Annotated in this window: 15 protein-coding genes and 2 pseudogenes; 10 read left to right on the plus strand and 7 right to left on the minus strand. The window is 59.3% G+C overall.

Annotated elements, in window-relative coordinates; genetic code table 11:
* Positions 1–35 precede the first annotated feature (35 nt).
* Positions 36–992 (plus strand): ABC transporter substrate-binding protein, encoded by a 957-nt coding sequence (locus QA648_RS20705; protein ID WP_283054334.1) that lies wholly within the window; start codon positions 36–38, stop codon positions 990–992.
* A gap of 11 nt (positions 993–1003) precedes the next feature.
* Positions 1004–1774 carry an ABC transporter ATP-binding protein gene (locus tag QA648_RS20710; RefSeq protein WP_104826197.1) on the plus strand — a complete coding sequence of 257 codons (771 nt, stop codon included), beginning with the start codon at positions 1004–1006 and terminating at the stop codon, positions 1772–1774.
* Positions 1775–1933: 159 nt separating this feature from the next.
* Here the strand turns inward: QA648_RS20710 and QA648_RS20715 are convergent, their stop codons facing one another.
* The 3 genes from QA648_RS20715 to QA648_RS20725 form a co-directional block, all read right to left on the minus strand.
* Entirely contained in the window at positions 1934–2707 is a 774-nt protein-coding gene (locus QA648_RS20715) for an SDR family NAD(P)-dependent oxidoreductase (RefSeq protein WP_283053321.1), read from the minus strand.
* Between the two features lie 195 nt (positions 2708–2902).
* Entirely contained in the window at positions 2903–3130 is a 228-nt protein-coding gene (locus tag QA648_RS20720) for a hypothetical protein (protein ID WP_283053323.1), read from the minus strand.
* A 120-nt stretch (positions 3131–3250) separates the two neighbouring features.
* The gene (locus tag QA648_RS20725) at positions 3251–4882 is read right to left on the minus strand and encodes an MFS transporter (RefSeq protein ID WP_283053325.1); all 1632 of its coding nucleotides are present in this window, start codon (positions 4880–4882) and stop codon (positions 3251–3253) included.
* A 116-nt stretch (positions 4883–4998) separates the two neighbouring features.
* Here QA648_RS20725 and QA648_RS20730 point away from each other — a divergent pair.
* Positions 4999–5185: pseudogene (locus QA648_RS20730) on the plus strand (methyl-accepting chemotaxis protein); the annotation flags it as partial.
* 123 nt (positions 5186–5308) lie between these two features.
* Complete coding sequence (locus QA648_RS20735) at positions 5309–5719, plus strand: hypothetical protein (protein ID WP_104826202.1); 411 nt, start codon at positions 5309–5311, stop codon at positions 5717–5719.
* A 163-nt stretch (positions 5720–5882) separates the two neighbouring features.
* On the opposite strand, the gene QA648_RS20740 is transcribed toward QA648_RS20735, so the two are convergent.
* The 3 genes from QA648_RS20740 to QA648_RS20750 are packed head-to-tail and all read right to left on the minus strand — an operon-like array spanning position 5883 to position 8700.
* Positions 5883–6644, minus strand: coding sequence for an ABC transporter ATP-binding protein (locus tag QA648_RS20740; RefSeq protein WP_283053327.1), 762 nt, complete (start codon positions 6642–6644; stop codon positions 5883–5885).
* Entirely contained in the window at positions 6641–7681 is a 1041-nt protein-coding gene (locus QA648_RS20745) for an iron chelate uptake ABC transporter family permease subunit (RefSeq protein ID WP_283053329.1), read from the minus strand. The genes QA648_RS20740 and QA648_RS20745 overlap by 4 nt, the downstream gene beginning before the upstream one ends.
* Positions 7678–8700, minus strand: a complete 1023-nt coding sequence (locus tag QA648_RS20750; RefSeq protein WP_283053330.1) for an ABC transporter substrate-binding protein — start codon at positions 8698–8700, stop codon at positions 7678–7680. Before QA648_RS20750 ends, QA648_RS20745 begins: the two co-directional genes overlap by 4 nt.
* A gap of 236 nt (positions 8701–8936) precedes the next feature.
* Here QA648_RS20750 and QA648_RS20755 point away from each other — a divergent pair, with 236 nt between their 5' ends.
* From QA648_RS20755 to QA648_RS20770, 4 genes are all read left to right on the plus strand, one after another.
* Positions 8937–11495, plus strand: coding sequence for a patatin-like phospholipase family protein (locus tag QA648_RS20755; protein ID WP_283053332.1), 2559 nt, complete (start codon positions 8937–8939; stop codon positions 11493–11495).
* A 393-nt stretch (positions 11496–11888) separates the two neighbouring features.
* Positions 11889–13607 (plus strand): thiamine pyrophosphate-binding protein, encoded by a 1719-nt coding sequence (locus QA648_RS20760; RefSeq protein WP_283053334.1) that lies wholly within the window; start codon positions 11889–11891, stop codon positions 13605–13607.
* A 172-nt stretch (positions 13608–13779) separates the two neighbouring features.
* Entirely contained in the window at positions 13780–16626 is a 2847-nt protein-coding gene (locus tag QA648_RS20765) for a peroxidase family protein (RefSeq protein WP_283053335.1), read from the plus strand.
* Positions 16623–18044, plus strand: coding sequence for a hypothetical protein (locus QA648_RS20770; RefSeq protein WP_283053337.1), 1422 nt, complete (start codon positions 16623–16625; stop codon positions 18042–18044). The genes QA648_RS20765 and QA648_RS20770 overlap by 4 nt, the downstream gene beginning before the upstream one ends.
* Before the next feature lie 21 nt (positions 18045–18065).
* Here QA648_RS20770 and QA648_RS20775 read toward each other — a convergent pair.
* Positions 18066–19648 (minus strand): annotated as a pseudogene (locus tag QA648_RS20775) (Na+/H+ antiporter).
* Positions 19649–19887: 239 nt separating this feature from the next.
* On the opposite strand from QA648_RS20775, the gene QA648_RS20780 reads away from it, so the two are divergent.
* Together QA648_RS20780 and QA648_RS20785 are read left to right on the plus strand one after the other, a co-directional pair.
* The gene (locus tag QA648_RS20780) at positions 19888–20142 is read left to right on the plus strand and encodes a hypothetical protein (RefSeq protein ID WP_104826210.1); all 255 of its coding nucleotides are present in this window, start codon (positions 19888–19890) and stop codon (positions 20140–20142) included.
* Between the two features lie 269 nt (positions 20143–20411).
* Entirely contained in the window at positions 20412–21167 is a 756-nt protein-coding gene (locus QA648_RS20785) for a transporter substrate-binding domain-containing protein (protein ID WP_104826211.1), read from the plus strand.

Consider the following 21167-nt stretch of genomic DNA (forward strand, 5'->3'; position numbering starts at 1 on the left):
GTCGTTCTTTCGGTATCGCCGCAGTCGCAGCCGGCATGCTTCTGGCCGTCCCGGCAAGTGCTACCCTCGCTGCCGAGACAGATCAGGTCACCATCCGCTACCTCGCAAGCCAGGGCGGTCTTGCCGCTCATGAACTTGCCGATGCGCTCGGTTATTTCAAGGACACCGGCGTGACGGTAAAGGATGTCGGTTATGCCCAGGGCGGTCCGGCCTCCCTCTTCGCGCTGGCGTCGGGCAACGTTGAGGTCGGCGGTGCTGCGACCGCCGCGGTGCTGAACTCGATCGCCGGCGGCAATGATTTCGTCGCAGCCTATCCCTCGAATGGCATCGACAAGGTAACCGAGAGCATCTTCTATTCGCTTGACGGCAGCCCGATCAAATCGATCAAGGATCTGGCCGGCAAGACGATTGCCGTCAATACGCTTGGCGCCCATCTCGATTATACCGTGCGGGAAGCGCTGCATTCTGTCGGCCTGCCGGAAAATGCGGCGAAGCTCGTCGTCGTTCCGGGTCCGCAGCTCGAACAGGTCCTGCGTTCCAAGCAGGTCGATGTGACGGCTTTCGGCTACTGGCAGAAGACCTATGAAGGCGTGGCGCTGAAAAACGGTGGGCTTCAGAAGATCTTTGGCGACACGGACGTGCTCGGTGAAATCGCCGGCGGCTTTACGGTGCTGCGCCGCGATTGGATCAAACAACACCCGCAAGCGGCCAAGATCTTCGTTGAAAAGTCGCAGGCCGCGCTCGAATACGCGCGTCTTCATCCTGAAGAGACCAAGGCCGTGATCGCCAAGGTCTTGGCCTCGCGCGGCGAGAATGCGGATATTGCGCAATATTTCACAGGTTATGGCGTGCGCGAAGGCGGCAAGGCCGTGCCGCGCGACCTGCAATTCTGGATCGACATTCTCGCTCGCGGCGGCGTTCTGAAGCCTGGCCAGCTCAAGGCGGAAGACATTCTCTACGATCCGGCGAACTTCGCCGTCGCCGGCAACTGAGGAGCGGGCCGATGGCTGTCGCTGAACCAACCTTGCGCGGAGAGGTGACGATCAAGAACCTCTCCAAATCCTACTCGATCAACGGCCGCCATCTTAATGTGCTGCAGGGGGTCAGCAACCACATTCGCGCCGGCGAAAGCCTGGCGATCGTGGGCGCTTCGGGTTCGGGCAAGACGACTCTGCTCAGGGTTCTCGCCGGGCTCGAGAATGCGGATAGAGGCGATGTGCTGATCGATGGCCAGCCCGTTCACGGCGTCGGCACAGATCGCGCCGTCATTTTTCAGGAGCCAAGGCTTCTGCCTTGGCTCACAGTGCTCGACAACGTCGCTTTCCCGCTCGAAAATCAAGGTCTCAGGAAGGCCGAGGCGCGTGCGCGTGCGCGCCACTATGTCCAGCTCGTCGGCCTCGGCGAATTCGCCGACGCCTTGCCGTCGCAGCTTTCGGGTGGCATGGCTCAGCGTGTCGGCATCGCCCGGGCGTTGGCCGTAAAGCCTGAAATCCTGCTGCTCGACGAGCCTTTCGGCGCGCTCGACGCCATGACCAAGATCACCATGCAGGAAGAGCTCGCTCGCATCTGGCGGGAGGAGAAAGTGACGATGATCCTCGTCACGCACGATCTTGAGGAGGCGGTCTATCTCGCCGACCGGGTCCTCATCCTCTCCAAGGAAAAGGGTGGCCGCACCCGCGAGATCGAGATCGACCTTCCGCGGCCGCGCAACCGCAGCGAGGCGCGCTTCGTCAGGTTTCGCGAACAACTGTTGAACGCCTTTGGGCTGCACTGAAGTTTGGCTAAGTAGCCTTTGAGAAAGAGAATGATATGGCCCAGCGTGACGGTCAGTTGAGCCCCGGCGCGTTCCTTTTATACACCGGCCAGTCTATCTCTCATCCTGAGAAGCTTTGTCGCCTCGGTCATCGCGGCGCCTTTTTCCGGGATCTATACGCTACGCCTTGAACGGCTTTACACCTGTCATATCCGCCAGCTTGTCCATGAGCCTGTCCTGATACGCCGGGTCCGTGACCCCTGCGGCGGGCTGGCGTCGTTGGCGATGGTACCAATAGGCGCCGCTGATCTTGGCGGCTTCATCGTCGCTGGTCGCGAGCCAGGTCTGGGTCTGATGGCCCATCTGAAGGTTATCGGGCGCTCCGGCCCCGCACATCTTCGTCGGTACCCAGCCGGGGTCTACCGCATTGCTGAGGACCTCTGGCCAATGGCGTGCAACGGCGGCTGCGAGCGTGGCGACATGTAGCTTGCTTTCCGAATAGGCCTGGCTTGCATTCCATGAGCGTTGTTTCCAGTCGATATCATCGATGGACCCGCCGCCGCTCTGGTGCATGCCGCTGCTGAGGTAGACCAAGCGATCGGGTCGTTCGATCAGGGCCGTGAGTAGGTAAGGCGCGAGCGTATTGACCGCCAAGATTTTCGCATGGCCTTCGGCCGTCTCTCCGCGGCTTCTCTCGAGGTAGATGCCGGCATTGTGGATGACAGCGTTCATACGCCCGATCTCGTTGACCTGATCCGCGATGGACCGCGTCTCCGCATCGCTGCTGAGATCGCCGATGACGACCGCCAAAGCCCTGGATTTCAAGTGGGCGACAGCCGAAGCTCTGTCGCTTGAGCGCGCATGCAATACGACTTCATGGCCGTCGTCCATGAGGGCGCGCGCGGCCGCCAAGCCGAGACCATCGGTGGATCCTGTGACGAAAACACGGCTCATGGTAATCACCTTTCATCGCTGCTTGCCCTTGCTCGCCCGAACGGCGATCCAGTAAGCGATTAAAATACTTAAATGACATGCATCGGTTCGGCACCGCAAAGTGCAGTTCCGGGTAATGCCCGGACGAGCACTATGACCTGACTTCCCTCTGCCGGCGCCCGGTGGAGGGATTTTTTGTGGTTGCGGCGCAAATGCCTAACCTTCGGCAGTCTTGAAGGGGTTCTCGGCGGTCCATTCGGTACCCAGCGGTTCGCCGCAATTGTCCCAACCACCGGCCTCGTCCATGACCTGCCATCGGCCCCTCTTGCCGCGCTTGGCCTCCTCGCTGTTCGGCTTATAAGGTAAAAAGCGGTATGGTTGGATTATGCGCCGGTAGATGACGGTTCCGTCCTCCGGCATTTCATCGGTTCGCCAGTCCACCATGTCTTCCCTCCCGCTCCATTTCCCGCCGTTTTTGGGCGGCGGCGATTATGCCATCGATGCTCACAGCAAGACCAGCGAGTTTTGCCTCAGCGTCATAGCGATAGAGCAGGGATGTCGCCTTCAATGATGTAGGTCGATCGGCGTCTTGTGGAAGACGTCGTCCGAGGGTGGAATGGCCTGGCGCTCGATCATGCGATGCACATGCGGCGGGTCATTGCCGCCGTGGAGAGCCCGCAGCCGATCGGTATTTTCCGCATCCGCCTGCGTGCGCCGCTGGTTGTGGCGGATATATTCCACCCAGGTCGGTGTGTGGTAGGTTTCCGTCCAGATGCCGGGTTTTTCCAGATCGCGCATCAGTGCCCAGTTTCTGGCACCGTCGCGGATACGAATCCGCCGCCGTTCGGCCATCAATGTCAGAAATTCCGGCAGGTCGTCGTCGCTGATCTGATAATCGACAAGGATGACGATCGGGCCACTGCGCGGTTTGATGTCCAGGCCAAGGGAAGGTTCGATGAAGCGATTCAACGGATCAAGATTTAGCGAGGCAAAGGCCGGCATGGAGAAACGCAGACCGATGGCAATGCCGACCAGCATGACCGCGGCCGAGCCGTAAAGCGCATTCGAGACACCATATCGATCGGCTGCAATACCCCAGAGCCAACTGCCGCCGGCAATGCCGCCAAACGTCACTGTCTGATAAAGCGACAGCGCGCGGCCGACGACCCAGCGCGGTGTTGATAGTTGGACGATCGTATTGAACAGCGAAAGTGCCAGCACCCAGCAGGCGCCGGAAACGAGCAGGCCCGCGCAGGTAAGGACGACGAAGGGACTCGACGCCGTCAGCGCCATACTGCCCGCAAATCCGGCGAAGGCATAACGGATGATCGTCTCGCTGCTCAGCGCCTCGCGAAGCCGGGCATTGAGCGCGCCACCGCCGATCGCTCCGATGCCGAAGGAGCCAAGCATGAAGCCGTAGGTGAGCGGTCCGCCGGAAACCAGATCGATCGCGACGATCGGGAGAAGGGCGAGCACGGAGCTTGCTCCGACACCGAAGATGAAGCCGCGGACAAGCACTTTTTCGAGATTCGGCGACATCGAGATGTAACGGAGCCCCGCAAAGATCGCGCTGCCCAGATTTTCGCGCGGCAGCGTCGATGTGGGGAGAGCGGGCTTCCAGCGCATCAGCGCGTAAATGAGCGGAAAATAGCTGACGGCATTGACGGCAAAGGCGGCGGCAGCGCCGGCAGCCGCAACGATGATGCCACCAATCGCTGGGCCGACGCTTCGGGTCATGTTGAAGCCCATGCTGTTCAGCGTCACGGCATTCGGCAGATCCTCACGGGGCACCATGTCTCCGACCGACGCCTGCCAGGACGGATTGTTGAGCGCCGTTCCGCAACCGATCAGGAAGGTAAAGAGCAGAAGCAGCCAGGGGGTGATCCAGCCAAACAGGGCACATAATGTCAGGATTACGGAAACGGTGAGCATCAGACACTGCGCTGTCAGCATCACGCGGCGGCGGTCGAAATTGTCGGCAAGGGCGCCGGAAACCAGCGAAAACAGCATGATCGGCAATGCGGTCGAGGTTTGGACCAGCGCCACCATGTCTTCCGATGAAGTGATGGTCGTCATCATCCAAGCGGCGCCGACGGCTTGGACCAGCCCGCCGAAATTCGACGCAAGACTCGCGACCCAGATCCTGCGAAAGGTCTCGTGCTTAAGCGGCGCAAGCGTTGACGAATTCGATGACAAGGTTCCTCCAGCCCGTCTGATTCCCCACCGCTCCAATATATGACGAAGCTTTGCGGTGGCTAGGCAGAATTAGCTGGCGAGTGCGTCTTCTGAAGCGGCTGCATCCAGTAGTAAGAACCGAGGCGGCACGCGCGGCAACCCAGCAGCGCGCCGAAAGGAAGGTCGAGCAGTTGTGCTTGGCGATCACCAGATTGGGCGGAGATTTCCAGCGGCTGACGGCAGACGACATATCATTCCCGCTTTCGGAGCAATTTGCGGTCGAATACGAGGCGCTTGCGCGAAGAGTTTAATGCTTCACTCCGTTAACTGGGCGAGACGATCTTCGCTCCCACCGAGGAGGACTACAGCCCTCAAATTGTCATCCATTATTAACGCGCCGGTCGTATGGAGGTTCTGAGCTGCCACTTCTAGTTTGAAAGGATCTTTATGAAGGCGCTTTTCATCGCACTCATCGCTGCCGGTGTTTTTGTTCCGCCGGCGTCGGCTCAATCGACGATTACGCGCGCGAAATCGGATCATCTGATCGAAACATACCGCGCTTATATCGGCCGCGACGACCTTTACAATTCCAGTGGCGCTCGCCTGAGGGAACCGTGGCAGATCATCCGCCAAGACCGAGCAAACTTCTATGTCTATGGTCGCCGCGATCGTGGAGACGAAGCGGACAAGTTTTTCGCCGACAAGCGTAACCGTGAAACGCTTGAAGCAATGCTTGCCAGCGGTTCCATCTCGCCGTCCGCTGCGAGCATGATCGTTCAGGGCGATATTTGGATCAACGTCAGTATTTATGGTGATGGCAACATCGGCGATAGGCTGGATGTTACAGTTTCCGATTGATGGTCCGGCAATCTCCACCGCGATTATCGTGTACGCCGCTATGCCTTGAGGTCACGCCACCAACGGAGATTTTGTGGCGATAACGAAGCGAGGCCGGAGAATTCTTGAGAGGCCCACCGCCTACATCTGCACGGCGAGATCCGGATGCGCGCGGAAGCAGTCCTCACCGAAGATAGTGGATATGCGGTCGTAAGTGATGAGGCGACGTCTCTACGCGGGCTTCGACCGAAAAGACGTCTCTCAGAAGTTCTTCGGTCAACACGACCTCCGGCGCACCGGAAGCGACGACCCTACCTTGCTGCATGATGATCAGTTGGTCGCAGAACATGGCTGCGTGGTTCAGATCATGCAAAGCGATGATGCTGGTAACCGGAAGAGCGCAGACGAGCCGCATCAGGCTGATTTGATATTGGATATCGAGATGATTGGTGGGTTCGTCGAGGATGAGTTCCTTCGGGGACTGCGCTAAGGCTCTCGCCAGATGCGTGCGCTGTTTTTCGCCCCCCGACAGGCTTTGCCAGCGATCATTGCGTTTCGCCGTCATGCCGGCGCGTTCGAGCGCGCCTTCGACGGATTTTTCGTCGGCCGCAGTCCAGCCAGAAAACATGGACAGGTGCGGAAAACGGCCGAGCTTTACGACGTCGATAACCCGCAGATTGGCATTGGTCGTGGCGTGCTGTTCGACGAAGGCGACGCGCCGAGCGATCGAGCGTCGGCCGATCGTCGCGATGTCCTTCTGGTCGAGCGTGATGCGACCGGAGTGTGGCCGCTTCAGACCGGCGAGAAGACGCAGAAGCGAGGTCTTGCCGGAGCCATTGGGTCCGAGCAGCCCGAGCATCTTGCCTGGCTGTGCCTCAAATGAAACGCCGTCGAGAACGGTCTTCTTACCGATTCTCCAGACGACGTTATCTGCCTTAATAGTCATGACGCACGCTGGAACCGGTAGAGAATGATCGAGAAGATGGGCACGCCAACCAGCGCCGTGACAACGCCGATCGGCAGGACCTGATGCGGAACGAGGACACGCGACGCAATGTCGGCGAGCACCATGAAGATCGCGCCCGCCACGGCGCAGGTCGGGAGAAGACGGATATGCAGCGGCCCGACGAGAAAGCGCGCCGCGTGCGGCACAACGAGGCCGAAGAAGCCGATCGAGCCAACTATGCTGACGATCGTCGCCGTCATCATTGCCGTCAGAACGAATAGCGCGATCCGCGCTCTCGCGACATTGACGCCGAGCGAGGCGGCCGCCTCGTCACCAAAGGCGAAGGCGTCCAACACGCGGGCATAAAGCAGACAGGCAACGAGCCCGATACCGACGACGATCGAAACCAGCGTAAATTCCGGCCACCGCACGCCGCCGAAACTGCCGAGCAGCCAGAACATCACATCGCGGGCTTGCTGGGCATTGCCCGACGTCGTGACGATATAGGAGGTCGCGGCATTGAAAAGCTGCGATGCGGCGACGCCGGCGAGGATGGTGCGGTCCGCCCCGCCGCGCGTGCCGTTCGATAGCAATGCGACCAAGAGGAAGGCCGCGAAGGCGCCGGCAAAAGCCCCGGCGGACAGGGAAACCGCGCCGGCGCCGACGCCGAGGATGACAATTGCAACGGCGCCTGTCGATGCGCCGGCCGAGATGCCGAGAACGTAGGGTTCGGCAAGCGGATTGCGCAGCAGCGATTGCATGATCGCTCCTGAGAGTGCGAGGCCGGCGCCGCAGAAGACGGCCACCAGCGCCCGGCTGAGGCGATAGTCCCAGATCACAGCCTCATGGATCTTATTGAGTTCCACCGCCGTCCATCCCATGCGATTGGTAACGGCGGAAAAGGTCGTGGCGAGCGGGATCGGCAGATCGCCAATCCCGACGCTGATGCCGACGACGAGACCGATGACGGCAAATGAAATCAGCAGCAGAATGCCGAAGGCAAAAAACTGCTGAAGTGAGCGAAGCGTTTCGGTCACTTCAGAAGACCAAGCGCCTTTAACTGCTCCGCCACCTGTTCGGCGCCATAAACCGTCCGGACGGTCGGATTCATGGCCTGGCCGTCCATGATCACTATCGCCTTGTTCTTGACCGCCGCGATTTGGCTTACGGCTGGATCAGTGGTCAGGAACTTGATCTTGGCTTCGGACTTGTCGAGTTCCCAACGGTTGCGGTCGAGATTGGCGACGACGATGACATCCGGATTGGCCGCGATGATGCTTTCCCATCCGAGTGTCGGCCATTCCGCTTCCGCGTTGATGGCATTGTGCCCTCCGAGCAGGTCGGCGATAAAGCCGGAGGCGCCATTCTTGCCGCCGAGATAGGCGTCGGCCGACGGGCTGGGGCTCGAGAACCAGAAGACATAGGAGAGATTCTTGCCGTCCTTCGAAACGCTGGAGCGAAGTGCGGCCTCACGCGCCTTGAAATCGGCAATCAGGGCTTGGCCACGATCGGCAACATCGAAGATTTGCGAAAGCTCGTCGATTTCCTTGAAGAGAAGGTCCGTGTTCCAGAGCTGAGCGCGGCTGCCGTATGGGTCTTTGGCATCCTTGGTGCTGAGGCAGGTGCTGGGTGAGAGATAGGTCGGGATGCCGACCTTGTCGAAGTCTTCGCGCTTGGCGACCTTGCTGCTCGGCCCGATCAGGCTCGGCAAGGCCGCCGCCACGAAATCGGGATTCTCCGCCAGGATCGATTCGAAGGTCGGGAACTCGACCGTCAGCAGTTTTACCTTTGAATTGGCTTCGGCAAGCTGCGGCAATACCTTGCTCGGCCAGAAAGCGGTGCCGACCATCTTATCCTGAAGGCCCAATAGCAGCATGATTTCCGCGCTGTTCTGGCCAAGGCCGATCGCCCGCTCCGGCGCCTTTTGGAAGGTAACCTGCCTGCCGCAGTTTTCGATGGTCAGCGGATATTTCGATGCGGCGAATGCCGGAGCTGCGGTAAGGCCAAGCACGGCGCAGAGACCGGAAACGGTGAGAAGTGATTTCAATAGGGTCACAAGAAAGGTCCTGATTGTTCTGTAGCCTTACAGGCCGGGCGCAAATGCCGGCGGTATAGCCTCTTCGCCGCATCAAAAACAAGACCTTTTAAGTCATATTTTGTTTGCGCCCGCGAGTGGCCCGGGCATTGCACCCGTTCCAGACAGAGGAAAATGCTTCCTATGCCGCGGAACATTTCTGCTACAGTTGCAGCGCGCATTTGAACGACAACCATTCTTGGCGATTGGTGGGACGCATGACCCTGGATTTCGAAGCGATCTTCAAACGCGAGCTGGATGTCATTAATTTCCGGCGCCAGTCACTTCAAAATGGCGGCGTGGAAGAAAAACAGGCTGAGCGCCATCCCCCAACGGAAGGCGCGGAGAGGGCGAGGTTCCACATCCCTCGTCATCAGGCGAAACTGTCGCAGGATCATGCGGAGACTGGCAAACGCGGCACGGTCCGAATGGAGACGGGCAGCAACCTGACGGGGCTTTCGTTTTCCGGCGGCGGCATCCGCTCGGCCGCCTTTTGCTTAGGGGTCTCGCAGGCGCTGGATGCAATCACGCATAATGGCGAGCCACGGGTCTTCGACGCTTTCGACTATTTCTCCACGGTTTCCGGCGGCTGCTACATCGGTACATCCATCGTCTCGGGTATGATGCAGGAGCCCTACACGTTTCCCTTCGCCAGCAAGCTCGATTCCCAGGAGACGCCGGAAATCCAACATCTGCGGAACTATTCGAATTTCCTCGTCCCCAACGGAACCATCGATTATTTGACGAGCGTGGCGCTGCTGATGCGTGGATTGCTGGTAAACGCGCTGATCGTCCTGCCTGCCCTGCTTCTCCTTGCCGTGTTCACCGTCGCCTGCAATCCCCGTTCCACTGATTTGGGACAGCCGGATATTTTCGGCTTTCCACTGAGCGGCGGCTGGCTTCCTTTCATCACCGTCAAGGGCCTGGAAGCCTTCACATTGACGACCAATGTTACCGTCGTCGTCCTCTTCCTAATGTTCGTCAGCGCGATTGCAACCTCCGTGACATTTCAGACCAGCCGGCTGATGACGCGAGAGCGAATTGCGTGGATCCTCGGCTGGCTCGTGGTGGCGATTGCCGGCGCCTTTCTCATCGAACTGCAGCCGCTTATCCTCAGCGGCATGTTCGAAGGGGCAACGACGGCTACGGCTGCGATCGCTGGCGTTGAAAGCGGTGGCGTGAAGGGCGTCCTTCTGGCGATCGCGCATATCGTACCCGCGCTTGCCAGCGTTCTGCTTCCGACGGCCCTTGTGTTGATAGGTGCGGCTCAGAAGCTCGCGAACATCGCAAGAGCAGCACTCGGAGAGGCGACCTGGACGGCAACGCTGAAGAAATACGCAAGCCGCATTGCTCTTTATCTTGCGGCCGTTGTCGTGCCGCTGCTGCTCTGGGTCTCCTATCTCTATCTCAGTTTCTGGGCGATCACGCCTGTGGCTGAGTTTTCCGCCCCTGCGCTCGCCCCCGTCGCTCCGTCGTGGCTTTCCGCGGCATCCGTCTTGGTTGCCAACCATATTCCTCCCATCGGGAGGCTCGGAGAGATCGGCTCGCTTTATCTGTGGGTCGCCTTGGTACTCGCCTTCGTCTGTCTGTTCATCGGTCCCAATTCCAACTCGCTCAATCAGCTCTACCGGGACCGTCTCAGCCGGGCCTTCCTGTTTGAGCGTGTGCGCCTTGGAAGCAACAAGCCGTCGGTTGATGTCGACCGGTGGAAATTCTCATCCTTGAAGCCGTTCGATGCCAAGAGAGATCATTGGAACCAGGGCGCCGCCTATTCGCCCTATCTTCTCGTCAATACGACGATCAATTTGATCGGGTCGAAGGCCCTCAACAAGCGCGGTCGCAACGCCGACAATTTCATCTTCAGCCCGTTGCATATCGGTAGCCAGGCAACGCGCTATGTGGCGACTAAGGAGATGGAGGATGCCGTTCCATCGCTCAGCCTTGCGACGGCGATGGCGACATCAGGTGCGGCGGCGTCGGCGAATATGGGAAACCACACCGTCAGAATATTGACCTTCAGCCTTTCCTTGCTGAACGTCCGCCTCGGCTATTGGCTGGCCAATCCGGCAAAGCTCGACGCGTTGCGCCGCTGGTGGAACCGGTGGTGGTCGAATTTCGGCACATGGTATTTTGCCAATGAGACCGCCGGACGCTTGGACGAGAAGAAGCTGAATGTCTATCTGACCGATGGCGGCCATGTGGAAAATCTCGGCATATACGAATTGCTGCGCCGCCGCTGTAAGGTCATTCTGGCCGTCGACGCGGAAGCCGATCCGAGCATGACGTTTGAAGCCTTCGTGAAGCTCCAGGTCATGGCGCGTATCGACCTCGGCATTCGCATCGAGCTTCCTTGGCAGGATATCCAGAGGAGAAGCCTGGAAGTGACGAGGGAGATGGCCTCGAACAGGGGTGAGCCGGCAAAATTCAGAGGACCCCATGCGGCCGTCGGAATCATAGAATATGGCGAGGACGAAAAGGGCATATTGCTCTACATCAAATCATCGCTGACCGGCGATGAGAACGACTACATCATGGACTATAAGAGGCGGAACCCGACGTTTCCGCACGAGACGACGCTCGACCAATTTTTCAGCGAGGAGCAGTTCGAGGTCTATCGCGCACTCGGCTTTCACGCCGTTCAGCACTTTCTCAGCGGGACCGATGATTTCGCGCAGCCATCGACCTTGCCGGCCGGCTGGAGCGACGAGCTTGCCGCGGCTCTCGCATTGCTCAATGTCCCGCCGCAGATGCGCGCGGCCTTCAATGCGCGACTTTAGAAGGCATGGGAGAATAGATATACGATCATAAATTGCTTTAGGAATTTGCGTTACGTATTGTTATGACCGGGAAAACGGGGGCAACCATTCAGGACTATTTCCTTGCGGTAATCTGAGGTTGAAGTTTATTTCAAAATGCGCAAAGATGGCCGCAACGATAAGGGAATGCGCCAACATTCCGCCTGATGGCAGTTTCGTTCGACAGCATATTTCAGCTTCGGTTGCTTGGATTTCACGCGCGGAACGCGACGGGTCTCACCAAGCGGGTTTGGCTCTTAATAGGTACTTCCGAATATTCTGGACTTGAAATGCAGGAGCAGTGTCTTTCCGCATTGACAATGTAGTTGGGAATTGGACGCGCCGGATTATCTGTGCGTTTGGAGGGCATTCTCGATGAGAGTCTACGAAGCGATCGTGAAGGCACTTGAGGGAATAGGGGTCGGCGCCGCTTTTGGCGGAGCGGGCGAAAATGCCGCCGGTCTGATGCTTGCCCTCAAACATTCTTCAATCAAGCCCGTCATCACCCGCCATGAGCAGGCTGCTTCGTTCATGGCATGCGGGTATGCCATGCAATCCGATCATTTGGGCTTTTGCTTTGCGACCGCTGGGCCAGGCGCCTTCAATCTGTTTTCCGGACTGGCCGTTGCCATGTCGGATTCCTATCCGGTCCTGGCCGTTTCCGGCTATGCCTCCCTCGACTGGAAGGGAAAGGGCGCATTGAATGAAACCTCGGGTGTCAGTCGCACTCCGGATTCCCAGGCGATGTTTGCAGCCACCACGAAAAAGTCGTTTCTGCTGACAGATGCCGCCAAGACCTGCGATGTCGTCGAAGAGGCCGTCAACCTAGCCTTCGAGGGCCGACCCGGCCCGGTTCACATCCATGTCCCGGAAAACCTGACGCATCATGGCGTCTCCGTTGACAACTACCGCGATATCAATCTCCAGCGGCGTCCGATGGTACCGGATTCCAAGCGGGTAAGCGAGGTGGCCGAGCTTCTGGCGGACGCTATTGCCAAGGATAGGAAGATATTGGCATTGATCGGCTTCGGTGCCGTTCGCAGTGGCGCCGGGCCGGAGTTGACGGAACTTCTTGTGCGCTACCAGATCCCCTTCGCGACGACGCTCGATGGAAAAGGCATCATTTCCGAGCGTCATCCGCTCTCTGTCGGCGTGTTCTGCGATAGCGGCCACAGCGCAGCCTGGAAGGCTTTCCTTGAGGCCGATGTGATCCTCGCGGTGGGCAATTCCTTCGCGCAGCATGCCACCTTCAATTTTCGCGATGATCTGCTGATCGGCAAGACGCTCATCCACATCAACATCGATAGCGGCGAGATAGACAAGGTCTATAAGGCCGATGCCGCCATCATCGGCGATGCAAAACGCGCGGTTGCGGCACTCAACGGGGAAATATGGCCGAAGGCTGCGGCTGTGCCATCGAGATCCGCCGAAGGGCGCGACTATGACGCGGAGCGCATCGTGCATCTCCTGGATGACATCCATCCCGGACAGCTTGCCCAAGCCGTCTCCAAGCGCCTGCCGAAGAATGCCATCGTGCTTGCAGACGCGGGCGCACACCTTGCCTGGCTCGGCTACTATCTGGAACTTTCGCCGGGACAGTTCTTCCGCAAGCCTGGCGGATTCGGGCCGATGGCGGGACATGTCAATGGCGCGCTCGGCGCCAAATGCGCCAATCCCGATCGTCCCGTCATCGTCGGCTGCGGCGACGGATGTTATCTGCTGTCGGGCTTCGAGCTGCTGACCGCCGTTCAATACGACATCCCTGTGATCTGGATCATTTTCAACGACGGCGAATTCAAGCTCATCAAGCTTTATCAGCTCGAAGCCTATGCGGAATCGGGTTTGGTCGAATTCGGCAATCCGGACTATGTCGCCTATGCCAGGGCCTGCGGTGCTGAGGGATACAGGGTGGAGACGATCGACGAGTTCGAAAGAGCCTTCGACGAGGCGCTCGCACTCGGCAAGCCGGCGATCATAGACGCCCACATCACACGACTTGCGCTGCCGCATTACAGCCCTTCGCCGAAAGGGCTTCTGTCCGGTATCGCAAAAATGGTCGAGGACCGGATTTTCCCCGGTCGGGGTACGCAATAGCCACTTTGTTGGTCGGCGCAATGCGCCGAAATCGGAAGGCGTTTCCTGTCGCATCGCGGACGGCGCCGGGAAACGGGGGATCATCGTCCGTCGCTTTTCAATCCCATGCATTCCCATCGATGCGATGTGCCGGAAGCCCATTGTTCGATGCGTTCACGGAGGGCGAACGAGAATGGAGTGGAGTGAATCCTATCAAGGGGGCGTGGAAGCCGAGCGCTTGATGTTCGAGCGCCTCGCTCAGGATATGATGCGTGTCCAATATAAGACGCGCAGCTATGCCAAGGCCGCCGATATTCAGCGCGCGTTTCACAGCAAGGCGGTCTTTGCGGCCATCGACGCCGAGCTGACATTCGTCGATGACTTGCCCGAAGATCTGAGGGTTGGGTTTGCCGAGCCTGGCAAGAGCTATCCGGCGATCCTGCGCCTGTCCAATGCCAGTGGTTATGGTCAGCCCGACTACAAGCCCGACCTGCGAGGCTTGGCCGTGCGGATCAATGTCTCGGATCAGGAGAGCCACGATCTCTTAGCGACCAATTTTCCGGTTTCCCACGCACGCGATGCCAGGCAGTTCGTCGCCTTCGCCAAGGCGACGGCGGGCGGAGGCTTGAGCCGGCTCTTCGGCGTGATCGGCCTCGCCCTGACCTTCGGACCCTCCGAAACCATACGGATGATCCGCAACGTCACTACAGGCCGCAACCGGAAAATCCGCAGCCTGGCGCTCGAGACCTTCTGGAGCCGCGGTGCCATCTGTTGGGGCGAAAGGCGGGCGGTGCGCTATCTCTTCCGTCCCGCACCGAACGCATCGCATGCCCCCGACCCTTCCGAGACGGATCCTAGCTATCTCTCCACCGAACTCGCACGGCGGCTGGAGGTGGGCGATATCCGCTATGAACTCTGTCTCCAGCTTTTCGTCGATCGGAAGTCGACGCCCATCGAGGACACGTCCATCGAATGGATGGAGACGGCCTCGCCTCCGATCAAGGTGGCAGAGCTCAAGGTCAGCAAACCGAAGACCGGTGACGCCGAAACCATCGCCAATGCGCGCCTTGTCGACGAACTGGCTTTCAACCCCTGGAACACGACCGATGCCTTCAGGCCGCTCGGCAATCTAAACCGGGCGCGCAAAGTGGTCTACGACGCCAGCGCCGCCTATCGCCACAGTTTCCGTTGGACAAGCCCGGTGCCGTTCCGCAACCGGCTGGCGGGAAGCATTACGCGTAGCGCTTTTCTGGTCATCAACCGGTACATTGCCTGGCACCGACTGCCGCTGCGGCTGAGCCTGCTCAATCTCGATGCTTTCCGCTATGTCTTGCGTGAAAAGAACCTGATCGGAACAGATCCCCTCGAGGCGCCGCCGGTCGCCCGCCCGACGCCGCTACCGGCGATTGCCGAAGGCGAGCGGCAGATGCGGACCTATGACGGCACGTTCAACGATCTATCGGCGCCGAAGATGGGTGCCATCGGCTCGACCTTCGGACGCAACCTGACACCGGCTTTTGCGCCCGAACTGTTCGACACGCCCAATCCGGTGGTGGTTGCGCAGCAACTGCTGCATCGCGACTCGTTCATTCCGGCGCGCTCGCTCAACATCCTCGCCGCCGCGTGGATCCAGTTTCAGGTCCATGATTGGGTCAACCATGCCCGCCATCCCCTGGGGGAAAAGGACGTCGTCGTCGGTCTTCCCGCCGGCATGAAATGGACCAGCGAGATCGGCGGCAAGCCGGAAGACGTCATGCGAATTGCCGGAAACATGGAGATCAGCGGCTATGACGGCAAGCCGCCCATCTATTTCGGCAATGCCGCCTCGCACTGGTGGGACGGATCGGAGGTTTACGGTCCCGACAGCAAGAAGGCCAAGGACCTGCGCGAGGGCCCGAAGATACGCCTGGTCAACGGGCACTTGCCGGTCGATGTCCACGGCTTCGAAGTGACAGGCTTCAATGAGAGCTGGTGGCTCGGCTTGAGCGCCATGCACACGCTGTTTGCGCGTGAACACAATCTGCTCTGCGACGAGCTTCGGCGCCAATATGGCAATTGGGACGACGAGCGCGTCTACCAGACCGCCAGGCTGATCGTCTCGGCGCTGATCGCCAAGATCCACACGGTCGAATGGACGCCGGCGATCCTTGCTACCAAAGCGATTGAAATCGGCCTTTCCAGCAACTGGAACGGCCCGCCCGCCAATGATTGGCTGACGAAGGCAGGCCTCTGGCTGATCGACGCGCATGCCTCTACCGGCATTCCGAAGACGATGCCGGACCATCATGGCACGCCCTATTCGCTGACCGAGGATTTCGTCACCGTCTACCGCATGCATCCGCTACTGCCCGATGACTACTGCTTCTATAACCACAAGACGGGCGCCAAGATCGCCGAAAAGAGCTTCATGGACATACAAGGCCCGGGCGCCGACGAGATTATGCGGCAATATGGCCTTCGCAATACGCTCTATTCCTTCGGAACGGCGCATCCCGGCGCCATCACGCTGCATAATTTCCCGCGCGCACTTCAAGCCTTCACGCGCGACAAGGAGATCATCGACCTTTCCGTCGTCGACCTCGTGCGTACGCGACGCCGTGGCGTGCCGCGCTACAATGATTTCAGGGCCGGCCTGCATCGGCCGCGGATCAAGCATTGGGAGGAACTGTCGACCAACCCGGAAGACGTGCGGCTGCTCAAGGAGATTTATGGCAACATCGATCGCGTCGACACCGTGGTTGGCCTCTTTGCCGAACCGCCGCCGGCCGGCTTCGGCTTCAGCGACACCGCGTTCCGCATCTTCATTCTCATGGCGTCGCGCCGGCTGCAGAGCGATCGCTTCCTGACGGTGGATTTCCGTCCGGAGGTCTATTCGCCCTTCGGCATCGACTGGATCGCCAACAACGGCATGACGAGCTTGATCTTGCGGCATTGCCCGGATCTCGCGTCGATGCTGCCGCGCAATGCCAGTGCCTTCGTGCCCTGGCGGCCAGTTCTTTTCGGCGGCGAAAAGCAGGATCTGGAAAAGAGGGCATCATGACCGACCGACCCGGAGCAGATGATCTTTCGCCAACAGATGCGGCCGCGGCCAGAACCTCGACCGGCAACCGCGGTCTCGACGCGCTGTTCCGCAGGCCGCTCATCGAGACGATATGGCGCCGGCGGACTCATCGCGTCAGCCAGGGAAGCTCGGTGCTGGCCGGCACGATGAGCTATGAGTCCCAGCAGCCGCGTGAACCCCTTTCAGAGCTCGAAGAGGCGATGCTGATCGCCATCACCGGCTCGACGGGGCTCACCATGCCCGACCGGCCCTTTGAGGATCCGGCCACGCATCAGCCGATCATGGCCAAGCCGAACCTTGTCATGGAGGGCCGCACCGCCGGCAGCCCCGACAATGCCCAGGGCACGCATTTCTTCATGATCAACGACAGCGGCACCTATTTCATCCGCAAATTGCCACCGCCGCCGGACGGCGAAAAAGCGCTGACGGCGGAACGGCTGATCGCCCGGGCAGCAGAGGCAAAGGTGCGCATTCTCGATCACCGCCTCGATGTTCCTGACGGCAAGCGCGCCTTTCCCGCCTATCTCGATTCCAATCGCTTCCTGTCGAACCTGCCGGGCACCACGATCTTCCTGCCGGTCGTCGATCTCTCCCGGCAATATATCAACGGCATGATGTATCTTCTGACCCAGCCGGACGGCGCGCGACCGGCGATCGTCGACGACCGCAACTTCTATCGGCTCGCAGGCGTGAAGCGCTGGGTGGACAAGGGTTTTCTGAACAAGGATATCAAGATCCCGCTCGGCGTCATTGGTTCGCTACGGACGCAGATCGAGGCCGACCTGCTGTTGCAGAACATATTCCTGACCGCCGATGCCATGGGGCTCGGTGCCTGGATCCACGGCTCCATCAGCCCGCCCGTCCTCGTCGGCGATCCGAAATTTGTGAAGACTTACGGTCCCCTGCTGGGGTTTGACGTCGTCACGCCACGCTGGCGCCTGATGGACATTCTGCGCTGGCAGGTGCCCTTGCCGCGTTACGCCAACTTGCGCAGCAATCCGATCGGACTGCGTTTCAAGGGGGAACACCTGATCAAGGGCATGTCGCCACCCTATTACAACAGCATGGCCGACGCCGTTACGGCGGTCGTCGAGGAGAAATTCGGCAAGAACGGCCTCTTCAATGATCAGGCGCTCTTTGCCGAGATCTACAAGGACGACTACGGCAAACGCTATCTCGCGGAGGCTGCCGTTTATAACGACGATGTCATCGGCTGCGCGCGCGACATCTGCACCTACATTTACGAAACGCATGGCCGGTTTCCGGCGCATTGCGATGCGATCCATGTGCCGGGCGTCTGGCTGCAGGCGCATCACATCGAGATCGACTATTACGACCGGTTCTTCAGAAACGGGCTCACGGACGCCCACCGTTCCCATAATCAGGACTGGCACTGACGAGAGCAGGAGCGCCCGCGGTCATGACTTTGCGGAGATCGCGCTTAGCTCCTCGAGATCCAGGTCTCGCTCCAGTTCGCGCAACGTCTCGTCATCAATATCGCCGGCGCGGTGAAGCCGTATGAGTTCGCGACGCCCTGTGGCAACCGCTTCGAGAACGACATCGAAATGGGCCTGGAGCATAGGTGAGTATTGTTCCGTGCGCGCTGCATAATCGACAATTGCCACAGCCCTGCGCTGATATCGCTCCAGCAGTTGCGGATGAATGAGCTTCCCTTCACTGTCATAGGCCAGGCCCTTGACGGTCGCAAATTGCGCCTGCGCCATGGCAGCTTCCGCTTGGCTCATGGTGAGGCGCGCCTTCTCTGACGCCGGCTCGCTCAGCCTTGCCCAGGTGATCACGCGCCCAAGCGTTGTCCCTTGGATAAGCACGGTTCCGACGATGACGGCGAACGACGTGACCAGGATGAAGTCCCTGCCGGGGAAGCCTTCGGGCACGCTCAGTGCCAGGGCCAGCGTGACGACACCACGAACGCGGCCCAGCTTATGACGGTTACGCCCCGGACACCGAGCGGCGTATGTCGATCAAGCCCCAAAACATTGCAAAGTTTGATCACAAGGTCGGATCCGAAGACCCAACCGAAGCGCGCCAGGGTGAGTGCAATCAGGATGACGAGTATCGGCAATCCCATCGTTGCGGTCACCACGCCAAAGCCGCCGCCACGTTCGACAACGCCCCGCAGTGACAATCCGATCAAGATGAAAACCGCGGCTTCCATCAGAAAGATGATCACGGTCCAGAATGACGTGCCGCGCATGCGTGTTGAGGCCGAAAGCACCGTATGCTGGTGCCAGCTTGCGATCAGGCCGGTGGTCACCGTTGCGATGACGCCGGACACATGGATTTGTTCGCCAAGCAGATAAGAGGTCCAAGCCAACAGCGTTGTGGCGGCGATCATTAGATATTCATCGCGCAATTGCCTCACGAACAGGACCCAGACCGTTCCGACGACGATGCCGACGAAGGCGCCGCCTGCCGCCAAAAGCAAAAAGCTTCCTGCCGCATCGACTGTGCTGAAAGCACCGGTGACACCGGCAGCGACGGCGAAACGGAAGAGCACCAAGCCGCTGGCATCATTAAGCAGGCTTTCGCCTTCGAGCAGGATTTGCAGGCGCCGGGGCAACTTTACCCGTTGCAGGATAGCGCGAGCGGAAATCGCGTCCGGTGGCGAAACGATCGCGCCTAGTGCCGCGCACGCGGCCCAGGGCAGCGATGGAAACAGCAGATGGGTCACCACGGTCAAGACGGCGCATGTGAAAAACACCGCGCCAATGGCGAGCGAGGCAATGCCGACCAGGTGGCGGCGCAATGGACGAAGCGCAATAAACCAGGCTCCGTCCATGAGTAGTGGCGGAAGAAAGATGACGAGCACCAGGCCAGGATCGACCGTAATTGTGGGCAGACCCGGCAGGAAGGCAAGCAACGCGCCTCCGGCAAGCAGCGCCACAGATGGCGGCAGCCCGAACCTGTGGGCGGCGTAATGCAGCGCGATGATCGCCACGAACATTCCGATAACAAGTTCAAACAAATGTGTGGGGTCCATGCGCCTGTGCCCTGATACAACTCGCGATGGGCCTTATTACAAAGCGCCTTTCGTCGAAACGCAATCGTCTATCAATCGTATGAGTCTTTCTCGCAACACCCGGCGGGCAATTCGCGGCTTGAACGGTTTGCGCTGGATTCCAGCGATTCAGTCGCGGTATTCGTCAGAATAAGAGGCGATTCGCATCGGCAGGACAGTGGCTGAGGGCGTCCGCCCGAATCTCCCTAAACAGGATACTCATGAACGCGGACATGATAGCCGCATGGGCGGCGCAGAATGGATTTCATTCACTGGATTCGTCGAATTTTCGTTGGCATGACGAGGCGCGCACGATCACCATCGAGATAAAGCGGTTGTCGGTCGTGCTGATCGACGAAAGGCCAGGATCGCGTCCGCGCCTCATCTCGCGGCTCTTCAAAGATATGCGCTCCGCAAGCGAGAGTGGCCGGTTCGAGAGACTTCTGCTGGACGGCTATTTACCGAAGGCCTTGTGAAACGGCGTTTGAAGAAGGCAACTCCAAGCCGTATTCCTGTGGAACAATCCCGTCGTTCGAACTGAAGCTTTTCCGCCCCTGCATGCGTTCTGTCATAAACTGACAATCATGCGGAATATCGCTCAATCACCAATATTACCAAAGCAATGGGGAGAGGATTAGCATCCTTGTTGTACTCGCCGGCGAAAGCATCGAAATTGAGCAGGTGCTATCACTCTTTGTTATCGGTTTCCTCCTAATATCTTCACAATACTATGGTGGGGAAACAGATGATTGCTCGGCTTCTACTCGTTGCCTTATTCTTTGCAGGCTCCCTTGGCCTGGCAATGGCGGGCGATCAGCTTCGCATTGCCACCGAAGGTGCGTATCCGCCCTTCAACTTCAAGGACACGTCCGGGCAGCTCGCCGGCTTCGATGTCGATATCGCCAAAGCGCTCTGCCGGCAGATGCAAACCGAATGTTCGCTCGTCGCCGTGCCGTGGACGGAGATCATTCAGGGTTTGGCGGACGACAAATACGATCTTATCGTCGCCAGCATGGCCTTTACCGACGAGCGAGCCCAGAAGATGGAGTTCTCCGCGCCATACTACCGTTCGCATTCGGTGCTGATAGGCGACTCGGACAAGTTCCAGGACAGCGCGCCGGCGGCCCTCACTGGCGTTCGCATCGCGGCGGCAACGGGAACCATTCAGGCTGAATATTTGCAGAAGGCCTATGGTGCGAGCAAGGCCGTGCTGGCGAAAGATCAGCCGGCGGCCCAACACCTGCTTCTGGATAATAAGGCTGACCTTTTGATCGGCGATGCCATTGAGCTTCTCAGCTTCCTGCAGACGCCGGAAGGCGCACGCTTTGGTTATGTCGGCGATCCGATTTCCACCGAGTTTCTCCAAAGCTCGGCGCATATCACTGCAAAAAAGGGAAATGCAGCTCTCATTCAGAAGGTGAACGACGCTTTGAAGCAAATCAAGCTCAATGGCGTCTATGATCGCATCAACGATGCCTACTTCCCCTTCAGCATTTATTGA

The organism is Rhizobium sp. CB3171, assembly GCF_029714265.1.
In the GTDB taxonomy this organism is placed as follows: Bacteria; Pseudomonadota; Alphaproteobacteria; order Rhizobiales; family Rhizobiaceae; genus Rhizobium.

Excerpts from the sequence above, each read along its gene's own strand:
- QA648_RS20720 (WP_283053323.1), bottom strand. The coding sequence starts at position 3,130 with ATGGTGGACTGGCGAACCGATGAAATGCCGGAGGACGGAACCGTCATC.
- QA648_RS20715 (WP_283053321.1), bottom strand. The coding sequence starts at position 2,707 with ATGAGCCGTGTTTTCGTCACAGGATCCACCGATGGTCTCGGCTTGGCG.
- QA648_RS20785 (WP_104826211.1), top strand. The coding sequence starts at position 20,412 with ATGATTGCTCGGCTTCTACTCGTTGCCTTATTCTTTGCAGGCTCCCTT.
- QA648_RS20740 (WP_283053327.1), bottom strand. The coding sequence starts at position 6,644 with ATGACTATTAAGGCAGATAACGTCGTCTGGAGAATCGGTAAGAAGACC.
- QA648_RS20755 (WP_283053332.1), top strand. The coding sequence starts at position 8,937 with ATGACCCTGGATTTCGAAGCGATCTTCAAACGCGAGCTGGATGTCATT.
- QA648_RS20765 (WP_283053335.1), top strand. The coding sequence starts at position 13,780 with ATGGAGTGGAGTGAATCCTATCAAGGGGGCGTGGAAGCCGAGCGCTTG.
- QA648_RS20710 (WP_104826197.1), top strand. The coding sequence starts at position 1,004 with ATGGCTGTCGCTGAACCAACCTTGCGCGGAGAGGTGACGATCAAGAAC.
- QA648_RS20760 (WP_283053334.1), top strand. The coding sequence starts at position 11,889 with ATGAGAGTCTACGAAGCGATCGTGAAGGCACTTGAGGGAATAGGGGTC.
- QA648_RS20770 (WP_283053337.1), top strand. The coding sequence starts at position 16,623 with ATGACCGACCGACCCGGAGCAGATGATCTTTCGCCAACAGATGCGGCC.
- QA648_RS20780 (WP_104826210.1), top strand. The coding sequence starts at position 19,888 with ATGAACGCGGACATGATAGCCGCATGGGCGGCGCAGAATGGATTTCAT.
- QA648_RS20735 (WP_104826202.1), top strand. The coding sequence starts at position 5,309 with ATGAAGGCGCTTTTCATCGCACTCATCGCTGCCGGTGTTTTTGTTCCG.
- QA648_RS20705 (WP_283054334.1), top strand. The coding sequence starts at position 36 with ATGCTTCTGGCCGTCCCGGCAAGTGCTACCCTCGCTGCCGAGACAGAT.